The 15,324-nt window shown below is 60.1% G+C and carries 9 protein-coding genes and 1 pseudogene; 5 read left to right on the forward strand and 5 right to left on the reverse strand.

The genetic code is table 11. The features are described from left to right. Positions 1-14: 14 nt before the first annotated feature. Both ACZ5TB_RS15390 and ACZ5TB_RS15395 read left to right on the forward strand, forming a co-directional pair. Positions 15-1,505, forward strand: a pseudogene (locus ACZ5TB_RS15390) (aldehyde dehydrogenase). 1 nt (position 1,506) lies between these two features. Next, entirely contained in the window at positions 1,507-2,877 is a 1,371-nt protein-coding gene (locus tag ACZ5TB_RS15395; RefSeq protein ID WP_464792578.1) for an MmgE/PrpD family protein, read from the forward strand. A 6-nt stretch (positions 2,878-2,883) separates the two neighbouring features. Here ACZ5TB_RS15395 and ACZ5TB_RS15400 read toward each other — a convergent pair whose 3' ends face one another. The 3 genes from ACZ5TB_RS15400 to ACZ5TB_RS15410 are packed head-to-tail and all read right to left on the reverse strand — an operon-like array spanning position 2,884 to position 5,956. Further along, positions 2,884-3,672: an HTD2 family dehydratase gene (locus ACZ5TB_RS15400; RefSeq protein ID WP_464792579.1), complete on the reverse strand. Its 789-nt coding sequence runs from the start codon at positions 3,670-3,672 to the stop codon at positions 2,884-2,886. Further along, positions 3,669-4,790: a CaiB/BaiF CoA transferase family protein gene (locus tag ACZ5TB_RS15405; RefSeq protein WP_464792580.1), complete on the reverse strand. Its 1,122-nt coding sequence runs from the start codon at positions 4,788-4,790 to the stop codon at positions 3,669-3,671. Before ACZ5TB_RS15405 ends, ACZ5TB_RS15400 begins: the two co-directional genes overlap by 4 nt. After that, positions 4,790-5,956: an acyl-CoA dehydrogenase family protein gene (locus tag ACZ5TB_RS15410; RefSeq protein WP_464793264.1), complete on the reverse strand. Its 1,167-nt coding sequence runs from the start codon at positions 5,954-5,956 to the stop codon at positions 4,790-4,792. The genes ACZ5TB_RS15405 and ACZ5TB_RS15410 overlap by 1 nt, the downstream gene beginning before the upstream one ends. 165 nt (positions 5,957-6,121) lie before the next feature. On the opposite strand from ACZ5TB_RS15410, the gene ACZ5TB_RS15415 reads away from it, so the two are divergent. Together ACZ5TB_RS15415 and chrA are read left to right on the forward strand one after the other, a co-directional pair. Continuing rightward, the gene (locus tag ACZ5TB_RS15415) at positions 6,122-7,078 is read left to right on the forward strand and encodes a chromate resistance protein ChrB domain-containing protein (RefSeq protein WP_464792581.1); all 957 of its coding nucleotides are present in this window, start codon (positions 6,122-6,124) and stop codon (positions 7,076-7,078) included. Next, the gene (gene chrA, locus ACZ5TB_RS15420) at positions 7,075-8,478 is read left to right on the forward strand and encodes a chromate efflux transporter (RefSeq protein WP_464792582.1); all 1,404 of its coding nucleotides are present in this window, start codon (positions 7,075-7,077) and stop codon (positions 8,476-8,478) included. Before ACZ5TB_RS15415 ends, chrA begins: the two co-directional genes overlap by 4 nt. Positions 8,479-8,923: 445 nt before the next feature. Here the strand turns inward: chrA and ACZ5TB_RS15425 are convergent, their stop codons facing one another. Beyond that, positions 8,924-10,606, reverse strand: a complete 1,683-nt coding sequence (locus ACZ5TB_RS15425; protein ID WP_464780209.1) for a long-chain fatty acid--CoA ligase — start codon at positions 10,604-10,606, stop codon at positions 8,924-8,926. A 90-nt stretch (positions 10,607-10,696) separates the two neighbouring features. Then, positions 10,697-12,463, reverse strand: a complete 1,767-nt coding sequence (locus tag ACZ5TB_RS15430; protein WP_464792583.1) for an amidohydrolase — start codon at positions 12,461-12,463, stop codon at positions 10,697-10,699. A 644-nt stretch (positions 12,464-13,107) separates the two neighbouring features. Here ACZ5TB_RS15430 and ACZ5TB_RS15435 point away from each other — a divergent pair. After that, entirely contained in the window at positions 13,108-15,306 is a 2,199-nt protein-coding gene (locus ACZ5TB_RS15435; protein WP_464792584.1) for a TonB-dependent receptor, read from the forward strand. The last annotated feature ends 18 nt before the right edge of the window (positions 15,307-15,324 follow it).

Genomic DNA, 15,324 nt, shown 5'->3' on the forward strand with positions numbered 1-15,324 from the left:
GGGGAGAATGTGTGATGGCTGAGGATCTGGTCCGGTTCCGCAATCTGCTGGCGGGTAGCGTGCGCGACGCAACGGGCGGCGAATGGCTTGAGAGCCTTGATCCTGCGACGGGTGAGGCATGGGCGCTAATTCCGCGCTGCACCTCTGCCGATGTCGATGCAGCGGTGGAGGCGGCGCGCACCGCCTTCCGCTCGCCCGAGTGGCGCGGCCTCACCGCAACCGCGCGCGGCGCCCTGCTCTACCGCTTTGCCGACATCCTCGCTGAAGAGGCGGAACGGCTGGCGCAGATCGAGACGCATGACAATGGCAAGCTGATCGCGGAAATGCGGGCGCAACTTGGCTATCTGCCCGCTTATTATCGCTATTTCGCTGGCCTGGCCGACAAGATTGAGGGTCATGTCCTGCCCATCGACAAGCCGTCGATGCATGCCTTCACCCGCCGCGAGCCGCTGGGGGTGATCGCCTGCATCACGCCGTGGAACTCGCCCCTGTTGCTGCTCGCGTGGAAGCTGGCGCCATTGCTGGCGGCGGGCAATACGGCGGTCATAAAGCCGTCCGAACATGCCTCCTGTTCCACGCTCGCCTTTGTTGAACTTTTCGAACGCGCGGGGTTCCCTGCGGGCGTCGTCAACACCGTGACCGGCCTGCCCCAGGAATGTGGCGAGCCCTTGGTCAAGCATCCCGACATTGCCAAGATCGCCTTCACCGGTGGCGAGCCAGGCGGCATGGCCGTCTATCGCTCGGCGGCCGAAAACTTGAAGAAGGTCACGCTGGAACTGGGCGGCAAGTCGCCCAACATCATCTTCGGCGATGCAGACCTCGAACGCGCCGTCTATGGTGCGGTGTCCGGCATCTTCGCGGCATCGGGCCAGACCTGCATTGCCGGATCACGCCTGCTCGTGCAGCGCAATGTCCACGACGAGGTGGTGGAGCGCCTCGTCGCCCTGGCCGACACCGCTCGCATCGGCGATCCGAAGCTTGTCGATACGCAAGTAGGACCGGTGACGACCTTGGCGCAGCGGGGCAAGATACTCGATCATATCGCGGGCGCGCGTCATTCAGGCGCGGAGTGCGTGCTGGGCGGCGGGCTGCCCACGATTGCGGGTCTGGAAGGCGGTTGGTTCGTGCAACCCACCATCTTCACCGGCGTCGACAACCAGATGTCGATCGCGCGCGAGGAAGTGTTCGGGCCTGTGCTCGCCATCATTCCGTTCGATGATGAGGAAGAGGCGCTGTCGATCGCGAATGACAGCCCTTATGGCCTCGCCGCTGGGGTATAGACGCGGGATATCGGCCGCGCCATCCGCATGTCGGAACGGGTCGAAGCAGGCACGGTCTGGGTCAACACCTATCGCGCCGTCAGCTTCATGGCCCCCTTTGGCGGCATGAAGCGTAGTGGCATCGGCCGCGAAAGCGGCCAAGAGGCAATGGACGAATATCTCCAGACCAAGAGCGTGTGGATCGACCTTGGTTCGCCCGTGTCGAACCCCTTCGTCATCCGGTGAGATGATGAAAATCACGGAAGCCTTGGCGGATTTTTGCGCCAACGTCTCGATAGATTCCCTTCCGCTGGAGGTTGTCGATCGCACCCCCCTTCTGCTGCTCGACCTCATCGGCAGCATCGCCCGAGCGCGCAGCGAGGCAGCGGTCGCTCCCCCCTTGCTCGCCACGGTATCCGCAATGGGGCTCCATAACGGCGCGGCCAGAGTGTATGGCGATCCAGCCAGCTATGCCCCGGCGGGCGCCGCGTTGCTCAATGGCGCACTGGGCCACGCGCTCGACTTTGACGATACCCATGCCGCCGGGACATTGCACCCCGGCGCGCCAGTAATCCCGGCCGCTCTTGCCGCAGCGGAGATAACCGGAGCGTACGGCGCAGACATTCTCGCCGCCATCGTCGCAGGCTATGAGACATGCTGCCGGATCGCGGTGGCGCTGCCGGCGGGCGATCATTATGCACGTGGCTTTCATCCCAGCGCGACCTGCGGCGTGTTCGGCGCTGCTGCCGCTGCGGCGCGCATCTTCGGCCTCGACGCGGCGGGGATCAGCTCCGCATTGGGCATTGCGCTCAGCCAGAGCGCGGGCAGTCTCCAGTTCCTGGCCGATGGCGCGCAGACCAAGCCGTTTCAGGTGGGCTGGGCTGCGATGGCTGGCCTGACCGCTGCGACGTTGGCGCGCAATGGCTATAAGGGGCCTGGCGAAGCGATCGAGGGACGCCACGGCTTCCTTCAAGGCTATGCGCCCTCGCCGCGCCCAGAACGGGTCGTGCAGGACCTCGGATCAATTTACGAACTGATGCATACTGGCATCAAACCCTATCCATCCTGTCGCTACGGCCATGCCGGTATCGACGCAGTGCTCGCGCTACGGGCAGAGCATGGATTGCAGCCGGACGAAGTCGACAGCATCACCTATGGCCTGTCGAACGCGGGCCTATTGCTGGTCGGCGCGCCGATCGAGCATAAGCGCAATCCGCGCAATATCGTGGATGCGCAGTTCAGCGCGCCGTTCGTACTCTCCTGCGCTTTGGTGACGGGCGCAATGGAGTGGGACAGCTATCGGCGGCTGAATGACCCGGTAATCCGCGCGATGCTGCCCAAAGTGGATTGCATCCACGACCCGGAGATCGAGGCTGAATTCCCCACCAACATGTCGGGGAAAATCACCATCACAGCACGCGGCCAGACATTCGGCCGCAAGGTTGTCGTGCCGCTGGGCGAGCCATCCAATTTCCTCAGCAAGGACAAGCTGTTGGAGAAGTTTATGGCGCTTGCCGCTCCGGTGCTTAGGGCAGACAAGGCCGACGCGCTCGCCATGGCTGCACTTGATCTCGCCTCTCTGCCGGATGTTAGAAAGCTGACCAACCTGGCAGCATAGCTGAGGCTAACGCGTTTCCACCCGCGCCTGCATCGCCAGCCCACCCGCATGATCGATAGCGGTCAAGTCGCCGCCCGACAGGCCCAGCGTAAACGGCTCTCCCGCAAAAATCGGCCGTTGCGCGCGGAAGGAGAAGCTTGCAACCTGCGCGGCCGGAGCGTGGCGCAGGAAATGATCCATCAGCAAAGTCGCGATGAAGGGGCCATGGACGACCAGCCCCGGATACCCTTCGACCTCTCGCGTATAAGGCAGGTCATAATGGATGCGATGCGCGTTGAAGGTGAGAGCCGAGAAGCGGAAAAGCTGCACAGGATTGATCGTTGCCACACGCGCTACTGGCGGCGCAGGAGTCACCGTTTCGGGCGGAAGAGGAGCCCCACTCCGCCCGGCTTCGCGATAAACGATGTCCTGCTCTTCCTCTACGCAGACTTGGCCGTCCACCTTCAACAAGTGACGCAGGGTGACGAAGCGCATCCGCCCCGATCGCCCCTGCTTGTCATTGACCGCGATCGCGCTCGTCTCCCGCTCCACTTCGCTGCCGAGCATGATCGGCGCAAGGAAGCGAACGCGGCTACCCGCCCACATCCGGCGCGGCAGGCCATCGTCCTCCCGCAGCGGATGCCCATCCGGCCCGATACCGGACTGCCGCGTATCCGGCGGAAACAGCAGCCAGTGCGCGAGCAGCGGCAATTCGCCCGGCCGCCACGGCGGCGTGTCATGATCCAGCAGCGCGGCGAGCAAGTGCGCCTGACGAGCGGCGGCTATATCGGTGCGATGTTCGGCCGCTTCGGTCACAGAAACTCCGCGCGTATCGCTTCGTCATCACCGCCCAAAGCCGGAACTGGCAGCGCGACCGCTTCCTCCCCATCCCACCTTATGGGTGAGGCTGGCAAGGCGACTGGCCCCGTCGGCGTGTCGGCGGTGACCCGGCGAAGCTGACTGTGCCGCGACAGGCCATCGACGCCGTTCAGCCGCGCCCACGCGGTGCCAGCCGCCTCCAGCCGGGCGATCAGCGCTTCCGGCATTTCGGCTGCAAAAACACGACCAACCAGCGCGTCCAGTTCAGCGCGATTGGCGCAACGCAACGTGTTGGACGCGTAGCGCGAGTCAGTCGCAAGAGCCGCGTCGCCGAGCACCGTGGCGCAGAATTTCGACCATTCCCGCTCATTCTGGATCGACACCACGATCTGCGATCCATCGGCGGTCGGGAATGCACCGTAGGGCGCGATCGATGGATGCTTCAGCCCAGCGCGCGACGGAGCCTTCCCACCATAATCATAGTGCAGCAGCGGCACCGTCATCCAGTCGGCCAGCCCGTCGAACAGAGACACGGCGATGCCACGCCCCTTACCCGTCTGTCCCCGCTCGATCAGCGCCTGAAGGATCGCGGCATGGGCGTTCATTCCGCAGGCGATATCAGCGACCGACACGCCCACGCGCGCGGGATCGTCGGCCGTGCCGGTGATGCTCGCCAGCCCCGCTTCGCACTGGATCAGGAAGTCATAGGCCTTCATCCCCGCCGCTTCGCCGCTTTCGCCATAGCCGGTGATGTCGCAGGTGATGAGGCGCGGATAGCGGGCGCGCAGATCAGTCGATCCGAACCCCGATCGCGCTGCCGCACCGGGCGCAAGATTCTGGACAAAAACGTCCGCCTTCGACAGCATCCGTTCGACCAGCGCCGCGTCGACCGGGTCTTTGAGGTCGATGCGCAGCGACTGCTTGCCGCGATTGAGCCAGACGAAATAGGCGCTTTCGCCATGGACGACCGAGTCATAGCCGCGCGCGAAATCTCCCTCCGCTCGCTCCAGCTTGATGACTCGCGCGCCCGCTTCGGCAAGACGGCTCGTGCATAGCGGCGCGGCCACCGCCTGCTCGAGCGAGACGACCAGCAAGCCTTCGAGCACCTTTCCCATCAGAAGCTCTTCGGCAGGCCCAGCACATGTGTCGCCACATGGCTGAGGATTAGGTTCGTCGAGATCGGCGCGACCTGATAGAGGCGCGTTTCGCGGAACTTGCGTTCGATGTCATATTCTTCCGCGAAGCCGAAGCCGCCATGGGTCTGGACGCACATGTCGGCGGCAAACCAGGATGCTTCGGACGCCAGCATCTTGGCCATGTTCGCCTCCGTGCCCGGCTGCACGCCCGCATCGAACAGCGCTGCCGCTTTATCAACCATGGCAGCGGCGGCGGTCGTCTGCACATAGGCCCGCGCGATCGGGAACTGGATACCCTGATTCTGGCCGATCGGACGGCCGAATACCGACCTGTCCTTCGCATAGGCGCTCGCGCGATCGATGAAGAAACGCGCATCGCCGATGCACTCCGCCGCGATCAGGATGCGTTCGGCGTTCATGCCCGACAGGATGTAGCGGAAGCCCTTGCCTTCCTCGCCGATCAAATTCTCCGCTGGCACCCGCAGATCGTCGAAGAACAACTCCGTCGTCGCGTGGTTCAGCATTGTCCGGATCGGCCGGATGGTGAGGCCATTGCCCACCGCGTCGCGCATGTCGACCAAGAGCACGCTGATGCCGTCGGTGGGTTTGGCGCATTCCTCGCGCGGCGTCGTGCGCACCAGCAGAACCATGAGATCGGAATGTTCAGCGCGGCTGATCCAGATCTTCTGGCCGTTGACCACATAGTCATCGCCATCCCGCTTGGCGAATGTCCGAATGCGGGTCGTATCAGTGCCGCTCGTCGGCTCGGTGACGCCGAATGCCTGTAAGCGCAGTTCCCCCGACGCGATCTTGGGCAAATAGCGCGCCTTCTGCTCCTCCGACCCGTGTCGAAGGACAGTGCCCATCGTGTACATTTGCGCATGCGCCGCGCCGCCGTTGCAGCCTGAGCGATGCACTTCTTCCAGCACCGCCGTTGCAGCAGCCAGCCCAAGCCCCGAGCCACCATATTCTTCCGGGATCAGCACCGAAAGCCAGCCTTCGCTAGCGAGCGCGGTCACGAACTCCGTGGGATAGCGCCGCTCAGCGTCCAGTTCCTGCCAGTAGGCGCCGGGAAACCGCGCACAAAGACGGCGGATGCCCTCACGAATGTCTGAAAACGTCTCTTCCTGTGCGGCAGTGCCCATTTCAATCCCGATAAATGCGATTTTGTAAGACACTATCTGCCATCGGCCCATGCCGAAAAGTACAGAAATCGCATTCAGCTATGCAAAGCCTGTATGCAAAGCATTCATATACGAAACATTGATATGTATATTTCATCAATTTCACTTGGATGATACATATGCATCATGATTCGCACCGATACCAGCCTTTGGCTTGCCCTTCTGCATCAGCTTCCCGCGAAGCCGCCCTATCTGCGGGTGAAAATCTGGCGGCGATTGCAAGCGATTGGCGCCGTTCCTCTCAAAAATGCCGTCCACGTCCTGCCGCGCTCGGCCGAGGGTGAGGCGGCGTTCCGGGAGCTTCTGACCGAGATCACGGAAAATGGCGGCGAAGCCACCCTCATCGAGGCCCGGCTGTTGGTTGGCCAGACCGACCTGGACGTCCGCACGCTGTTCGATACCGCGCGAGATGCGGATTATGACGAGATCGCGCAGGCCGCGCGCCGTTTGCTGGATACGGGGCCGCCCGGCGGCGCCGATATTGCGCGCCTGCAAAAACGGATGGAAGAGGTCAGCCGATTGGATTTCTTCGGCGCTCATGGTCGTCAGGACGCCGAGGCGGCGCTGGCGGAACTGGACCGCCAACGTTATCAACATCCCGATGTAAACCGAGCCGAACGGGCGGACACGCCACAGCCGATCGACCTTGTCGGCCGTACTTGGGTCACGCGCAGCGGCGTCCATGTCGATCGCATCGCCTGCGCCTGGCTGATCCGGCGCTTCATCGACCGGGACGCCCGATTCAAATTCGTCGATAGCCGCCATTATGATCCCGTCGAGGGCGAGTTGCGCTTCGACATGGTCGATGCCGAATTTACACATGAAGGCGATCGTTGCAGCTTCGAGACGCTGATGTTGCGCGCTAACCTGATGAATGATCACGCGCTCGTGGCGATCGGCGAGATCATCCATGAACTGGACATTGGCGACGGCAAGTTCGCCCGGCCGGAAACGGCGGGCGTCGGCGCCATGCTGTCGGGTGTCTGCGCATCGACTGACGACGATCTCCACCGCATTGCCACCGCCAGCGAGGCGCTCAACCAGTTCCACGCCTATTTCAGCACGAGAAAGTCCGACCGATGAGCACCACCATCACCGATCTTGACGACGGCATCGCTGTTTCGCACGGAGATCATGGAATCGCCTTTGGTGAGGCCGTGCGCGTCTGGACACGGATCGCCGCCCTGAGTTTCGGCGGACCAGCAGGTCAGATCTCCGTCATGCACCGCATCCTTGTCGACGAGAAACGCTGGATCGGTGAGGAACGCTTCCTGCACGCGCTCAATTATTGCATGTTGCTGCCTGGTCCAGAGGCGCAGCAACTGGCGGCCTATATTGGCTGGCTGTTGCACAAGACCAAGGGCGGCTTGGTCGCAGGAGCCCTGTTTGTCCTCCCCGGCTTCCTGGCGATCCTGGCACTGAGCTACATTTACGTGCTGCTTGGTCATGCGCCTTTGATCGAAGGCCTTTTCTTCGGCCTCAAAGCCGCAGTTTTGGCGGTCGTCGTTCAGGCGGTTGTTCGCGTCGGCTCCCGCGCACTCAAGAACAACGTCATGCGGGGCATCGCGGTCGCAGCTTTCGCAGCCATCTTCTTCCTGGGCGCGCCCTTCCCCGTCATCATATTGGCGGCCGCACTGGGCGGTTATATTGGCGGCCGAGCGGGTCTTCCCGCGTTCAAGGGCGGCGGCGGCCACGGATCGGGCCGCGGCAACATTGTCCATGACCGCGACACCGCACTTGGCGAAGGGCTGCCGTATCACGCCCGGCCGAACCTTTTCTGGTCGCTCAAGATTTCGGGGACCTTGCTGTTCCTCTGGCTTGCGCCCGTAGTCCTGCTGTTCGTTTTCGCGGGACCCAACGATGTCTTCACCAAAATCGCGACCTTCTTCAGCCAGATGGCGGTCGTGACCTTCGGCGGAGCCTACGCGGTTCTGGCCTATGTGGCACAAGAGGCGGTAGGCACCTTTGGCTGGTTGCGCCCCGGCGAGATGCTGGATGGTCTGGGACTGGCGGAAACGACGCCCGGGCCGCTCATCATGGTGACGCAGTTCGTCGGCTTCCTCGCGGCATTTCGCGAAGCGACCGGGTTGAACCCGCTCGTGGCGGCAACGCTGGGGGCGATCCTCACCACCTGGGTTACGTTCGTGCCCTGCTTCCTTTGGATTTTCGCGGGCGCGCCCTTTGTTGAAAGGCTGAGAGGGAACCAGGCACTTTCGGCGTCGCTGGGCGTGATCACCGCCGCCGTGGTTGGGGTTATCCTGAACCTGGCGCTATGGTTCGCGATCCATACCCTGTTCCACGAAGTACGGCCGATCAATCTCCTGGGCAGCAGTTTCGATATGCCCGTTCTGGCGTCGCTGAACCTTCCGGCGCTTGTTCTGGCCGTCGGCGCCGCGATCGCCGTCTTCCGCTTCAAGGTCGGCATGATCCCGGTCCTGTTTACGTGCGCTGGCTTGGGGGCGGCCTATGTCCTCCTCGTCTGAGGGGAAAGTAATGAAACAGGGCGTCGGAGGCTGATCGAACCGCGCCTGTTCTTCGCGCACTTCTGGGCCAGTGATGACGCGCAGAAGCTGACGCGACACCTCGCCGCCGCACTAAAGCTTGTTGCCGTCGCTGCGAACCAAGGCAATCTGACGTCCCGCTGGAAAGAATCGGCGGCGGCGCTGCTGCTGGGATCATCGCCCTGCGGTCAGGCGCAGCCTGCCGCCCCGCATTAGCCGCTGGTTCTCGACTGGAAGATCACCTCCCCTGACACCAATGGGCGCATCGCCCATCTCGCGATAAACCTCGCCGATCATCATCTGTTCATGGCGGAGATCGCGAATGCCCCCATGCAGCGACTCATCTTTGATCGGATTTGATCGTCGCCGCAATGAGAGTCCTTACTCAGATCGCGGCTCATTCGCACGACAAGGCGTTCAGCGCCTCTCAACTGCCTATATATCGCTGGCGTAACGCTTTCTTGTCGAGCTTGCCGACACTTGTTTTCTCGAGCGCATCGCAAAACAGCACCGTTGACGGCACGGCCCATTTTGAGATGATGCCACGCTCGCAAAAATCCTGCACCTGAGTTTTAATGGATGTTTCCGAAACGGCCTCGGCATGCCCTGCCTTGACTACGACGATGGCCAACGGACGTTCACCCCATCTGGCGTCGGGGATGCCAATGACCGCAACCTCGCTCACGCCTGGGTGCTGAGAGATGATGTCCTCGATCTCAAGCGAAGATATCCATTCGCCTCCGGTCTTGATGACGTCTTTCATGCGGTCAGTAATCTGGAGATAACCGTCCGGATGGATGACGCCGATGTCATTGGTATGCAGATATCCGCCCCGCCAAAGCGCTTGGGAACTGCCAGGGTCGGCGAGGTAGCCCTTTGTCAGCCACGGAGCCCGTGCAACGATTTCTCCGGCACTTTCCCCATCATGTGCGAGAGGACGCATATCGGCATCTACGATCTGTAGTTCCACCAGTGGGAGAGGCATGCCGGCGCGGGTCCGAAGCTCAACCTCCGCGACGCCGCCTTCTTGCAACTGATCCCGCGTAACCTGCGTGATGGTGAGAACCGGGCATGTTTCGGACATTCCGTAGCCTGCGAAAACGTCGATGCCGCGTTCGAGCGCAGCATATGCCAATCCCTTCGACAACGCAGTTCCACCGACGATCACCTTCCAACCCGTGAAGTCGGCGGCCGCTGCTTCCGGGCTGGCGAACAGCATGTGCAGCAGCGTCGGCACACAATGCGAAAAGGTGACTTTCTCAGTCTGCTGCAGGGCTATCAGTATATCGGGCGTGTATCGTCCCGGGTAGACCTGCTTCAGCCCAAGCATGGTCGCAACGAAGGGAAAGCCCCATGCGTGGACATGAAACATGGGCGTGATCGGCATGTAGACGTCGCCGCGATCGAGCCTTCCCTGCGTGGGCGAACTCGCGAGTGTCGTTGCCAGTGACAGCGTATGCAGAACCAGTTGCCGATGACTGAAGAACACGCCTTTTGGCAGGCCGGTGGTGCCAGTCGTGTAAAAGGTCGTCGCCCTGCTGTTCTCGTCGAGATCGGGGAACAGAAATTCCGGCGATGCGCCGTTGAGCAGCTTCTCATACTCCCCGGCGATCGGCAGGCTGGTTTGGACCAGCTGCCCGTCGTCGGTGATCACCACGATCGTGCGCACCGTCTCGACACGGTCCCAAATCGCTTCCAGCATCGGCAGAAAGTCGACATGCACCAACAGGGCGTCGTCTGCCGCGTGATTGATCGTGTAGAGGATTTGTTCCGGCGACAGACGGACGTTCACCATATGGAGGACCGCACCCATCCCGGGTATCGCGAAATAGGCTTCAAGGTAGCGGTGACTATCCCAATCCAATACGCCGATGATGGACCCGGCCTTCAGGCCAAGGGCCGTCAGCCCGTCCGCCAGGCGGCCGACTCGATCACGCAGCGTTCGATAGTCATGCCGAACGAGATCGCGATAAACGATCTCTTGCGCAGGATCGCGAGCCAGCGCTGTCGCCAGAAGATATTTTAGAAGAAGTGGATAATCATATGCGTGATCGGTCGGGTCGATATTTGGCGCCAGACCTGCACTATTTCCGTTTTGATGTCCAGCCATTACTACCGTCCAAGGGTACACTGAGCGGTGCGCTCAAGGAGCCGACGCATCGGTGTCGAGTTCATGAAGCGAGGTGACGGGCCTCGATCGTCACCGCTGATAAACGACCTTGCCATCCAGGATTGTCATATCGACAGGAATGTCGCTGAGTTTGTCAGCGCTGATCGTCAGTGGGTCCTGCGCAAGCACGACGAAGTCAGCAAGTTTGCCCGTTTCGATCGAACCTAGCTGTTTTTCCATAAAATTCGCTTCGGCCGACCAGATCGTAAACATGCGGATGCCATCCATCACGCTGATCGCTTCCTCCGGCTGCACGATCTTCCCATATTTCGTGTCGCGATGAACGGCCCGCTCGATGGAAAATAGCGGATATGTCGCAAAATTTTGCGTGCCGACTGTATCGACGCCACCAGGAGGATGCAGACCGAGACCAATCAGCGTTTTCATCGCGAAAAATTTGACGTTCGGTTCCTTCATACCGACGTCCGTCAATCGCCACAGAAAGGCGACCTGTGGGGAGGGGATGACATGGTCGCGCTGCAAACGCGCCAATCGTTCCTGCGTGCGTTGAGGGTCGATCGTCAGATAATGACCAAAATGCTCGATGCGGTCCCTCGCGTCGGCTTTCGGAGACAGTCGGTTGGCGTTTTCGTAGGCTGTAAGCGTCATATCCTGCGCGCGATCGCCATTCGCATGGATTTGAATCTGCCAGCCAGCCTGCCGGACCTTTAGGACGATGTCATTGAGTTGGCTCTGATCCATCATGGGTGTGCCGTAATTGTTGGGCACCCAGGTCGTACCAGCACCTTTCCATTGCGGCCGATAGAGCGCCACGGTCGTTCCCCAGGCACCGTCCATGAATAACTTGATCGCTCCGACACGAATCCAGTCGTCCCCCATCCCGGTCGTGATGCCGGTCGGCAAGAGCTGGTCTGCGGCAATTGCCCCTTCCATGAGGGAAGTCGTGGCATTCGGGTTTCGGAGGACATAGTTCACACGCACGCGGGTCGGCAACCGGCCTTCCTTGCGCAATTCCTGATAAGCGAGGTAGGTTTTCGGGGGAGACATGTCGGAGACGGTGGTGACGCCTTTTTTAAGATAAAAGTCCTCCAATATCTTTCGCACGCCTTCCTTCATCTCGGGATAGGTGAACTCATGGTTTTTGGGCCACGGGGCCGGAGCATCCCGCACGATCACCACTTCGCCCTGCGCATTGCGTTCATAGCGGCCGCCTGAACTTGCCGGGGGCTCCGGCCAGTTCTTGTCCATCCCCATCACAACCGCAGCTTTATGATTGATGAGCTTGTCGTGTGCGCTCCAGTCCAGGCGTACAGGATTGTCCGGAAATGCCGCGTCTAGTTCCGCTCGCGAAGGCATGACCTGCATATAAGTCCCCTGACCAACCAGCCATGCGCCCGGCGGCAGTTTGGCCTGCGCTTCCTTGAGCTTGGCGATGATCGCCTTGCCGTCCTTCAGCGGCGGCGCCTGGATATTGATGAAGTTGGCCTCGACGTTGGCCATGCCTTCGACATGCGAATGCGCGTCGATGAAGCCGGGCAGCATGGTTCTCCCCCGCAGATCGACCACCTTGGTCGCGGGACCGCGCCACGCCTGGACGTCGTCGCTGACGGCGACGATCCGGTTGCCCACGACGGCGACGCTGCTAACGATACTGTCCTTTGGGTCCACTGTAACGATCTTGCCGTTGGTAACGATAAGATCTGCGTAGGTTTGCTCTGCAAAAACAGGCGATGTGGACAGTAACCATACCAAGGCCGATCCACTGAACCCTACCCAATTGCGGTTTTTCATCCCCGTTCCCTGTCCTTTTATATTCATCGCCCGTTTCGGCGCCAAAATAGTCTTCGTCGGCCTTTTCTGAATAGTCCGATATCCGGCCGGGGAAAAATGGCACGGCATAAGATTTCGAACTCATTCCTCTCGCGGACAGCAGCTTCTGTCATCCGGCGCCTCTTGATCCAAGATGCGATTTTTCTTCTATCCCTCGGCCTCGCCATATGATGGTGTAAACGGCTACCCAGGTGGTGTCGGAATATCACTGGTCCTGTCGTAAGTGACAGATGCTTCGCCCGGCATATCGCGATCTTTTTGGTGAAAGCATACTGAATTAAAAGGAAAAAATATCAGCGAAGAAATGCCGCTTCGCTGCATATCCGCATGCCCTAACCAGAGAGAAGCGTGCAAAAACCTGTTGCACGCAGACCGTGGATCGTATCGTCTAAGGGCGGAACAGTGTCCTGAAGAGGAATGACCTCTCAGCGAGACTTCGACTTGTAGAGGGGATTCAAATGAAGCTTACAAGGCATCGTCTGCGCTTGTTCACAAGTGTGGCAGTAGCGGGTTTAGGTTTGGCTTCTACAGCAGTTCATGGCGCCCCACTCCAAGGGGATAGTCAACCTGCCGGACAGTCAACGTCGCCGTCTGATGCTCGTATAAACGACATCGGCAATGATATTGTCGTCACAGCGACGCGGCAGGAAATGCGCGCCTCCAAAGTTCCGATCAGCATCAGCGCTTATGGCCAGACCAAGCTTGATCAGCAGGGCATCAAGACTTTCAACGATCTCCAGCGCCAACTGCCCGGCGTCACCATAGATGTCGATACGCGCACCGTAGCGGTACGGGGGATCAGTTCGTCCGCTGGTGCTCCAACGACAGGTGTCTACATTGATGACACGCCGTTTCAGCTTCTGAATATTGGTATCCTCTCGCAAAATGCCTTGCCAACGGTCTTTGATCTGGATCGCATCGAAGTGCTGCGTGGTCCGCAAGGAACCTTGTTCGGTGCTGGCGCACAGGGCGGCGTCGTACGGTACATCACGCCCCAACCCTCCCTGTCTTCGACAAAGATTTACGCTCGCAGCGAAATCGGCGCCATCACGAAGGGTGATTTCGACGCAGAGACGGGCGTCGCGCTCAATATACCTGTCGTCGAGGACAAGATCGCCGTGCGCGTCAGTGCCTTCGCGCGGCGCGATGGCGGCTGGATCGACCAGCTCGATTGGCGAACATACCAGGTCGACGAGAAAGACGCCAATTCCCGCAAGACAGTGTCCTTGCGCGGCGCCGTTCGTTTTGCTTTGGGTGATCTGGAAATCACGCCTTCGCTTCAATATCAATATACGAAGGAGCGAGAGAATTATTTCAATATCGCGGCATCCGACATCAGCGGGGGCGATTTTCGAACTACCGACGCTACCGTCGTGCCGAACCGTGACAGCTGGTATCTGCCGACCATCAAGGCAGAACTGAACCTCGGCGCCGTCACCGTTCTTTCCAATACTTCCTGGTTCAGACGCCGACAGCGTACTGGCTATAGCGGAACCGATTATCTGGCGCGCTTCTATGATTCGGTGGGCCTTCCTACGCTCAATGACTTTGGCTCGCTGGGCACGTCGATGGGGATCAGGCTTCCGATAGGCGATTATTTTTCCGAAGCGCACATCAACAACAGTCAGAATAATTTCGTTCAGGAAGTTCGCGTTCAGTCAGCCACTGATTCACGTTTGAACTGGGTTATCGGAGGTTTTTACAGCAACAACCGATATAAAAATTATGAAGAGATTGTCGATCCCATGGGTGAGCGCCTCATCCAGGCGTTATATGGCATCAGCTACGAGGATTACTACGGTTCATCCCTTGTAGGAGACCTGAACTATTTCGGGACCAATAGCGTCAAGGATACCCAGCTCGCCATATTTGGCGAGGCGACCTGGGAATTTGTGGACAGATTGAAACTCACGCTCGGCGCGCGCTATGCGAAGGTGAAGATCAAGTTCCAGAATGACCAGGGCGGCCCCCTTAATGGTGGCCCCACCGGATCGACCGGCCAGCAGTCCGAAAAGCCCTTCACTCCCCGCGCCAGCCTTGCTTTCCAGATCGATCCTGACAACATGGTGTACGCCACCGCCTCCAAAGGCTTTCGCATCGGTGGCGCCAACGCTCCGATCCCGGTGACGCCATGCGCATCCGATCTGGCGCAATTGGGGCTGAATCAGGCGCCCTCATCCTATGATGGGGACGTAACCTGGAATTATGAAGTCGGGTCAAAGAACAAATTAGGCGATGTCAGCGTTTCCACGAGTGTTTACTATGTGAAATGGACGGGCATTCAGCAGGCTATATCGCTACCGGTCTGCGGTTTTCGCTACATCGATAATCTGGGCGAAGCGCGCAGCAAGGGTTTTGACCTGCAACTTCAAACCACGATCGGCAATGATTTCGACGTCAATTTGGCGGCGGCCTACACCGATGCACGCCTGACGAAGGCGATCGCGCCGCCGAGCGGACCAGCGCTGATCGTCAGCCGCGGGCAATCTCTGGGCGCTCCCGAGTGGACATTGGCCGTCGGTGGGCAGTATAATTTCGAGGCCTTGGGCAACAAGAGCTTCGCGCGGGTCGATTACCAGCATATCGATACTTTCGCTGGTCTGACCGCTCAGTTGGATCCCGCGACGACATCTTATGACCCCGCTTTGACGAAGCCTCCCGCACGGGACTATGTGACGGCCCGTATCGGCACGACGGTCGGCCGCTTCAGTCTTTCCTTCTATGTCGATAATCTGCTCAATTCCAGCGAGCTTCTCACTCGTACCCGTCCCAGTCAGGGCTGGCCCGTATTTTCTGGCACGTCCTGGCGGCCGCGCGCCTTCATTCTGCAAGCGATATTCAAACAATGACCTTCCGGGTACATATCT

Source organism: Sphingobium sp. TomTYG74, from assembly GCF_055393875.1.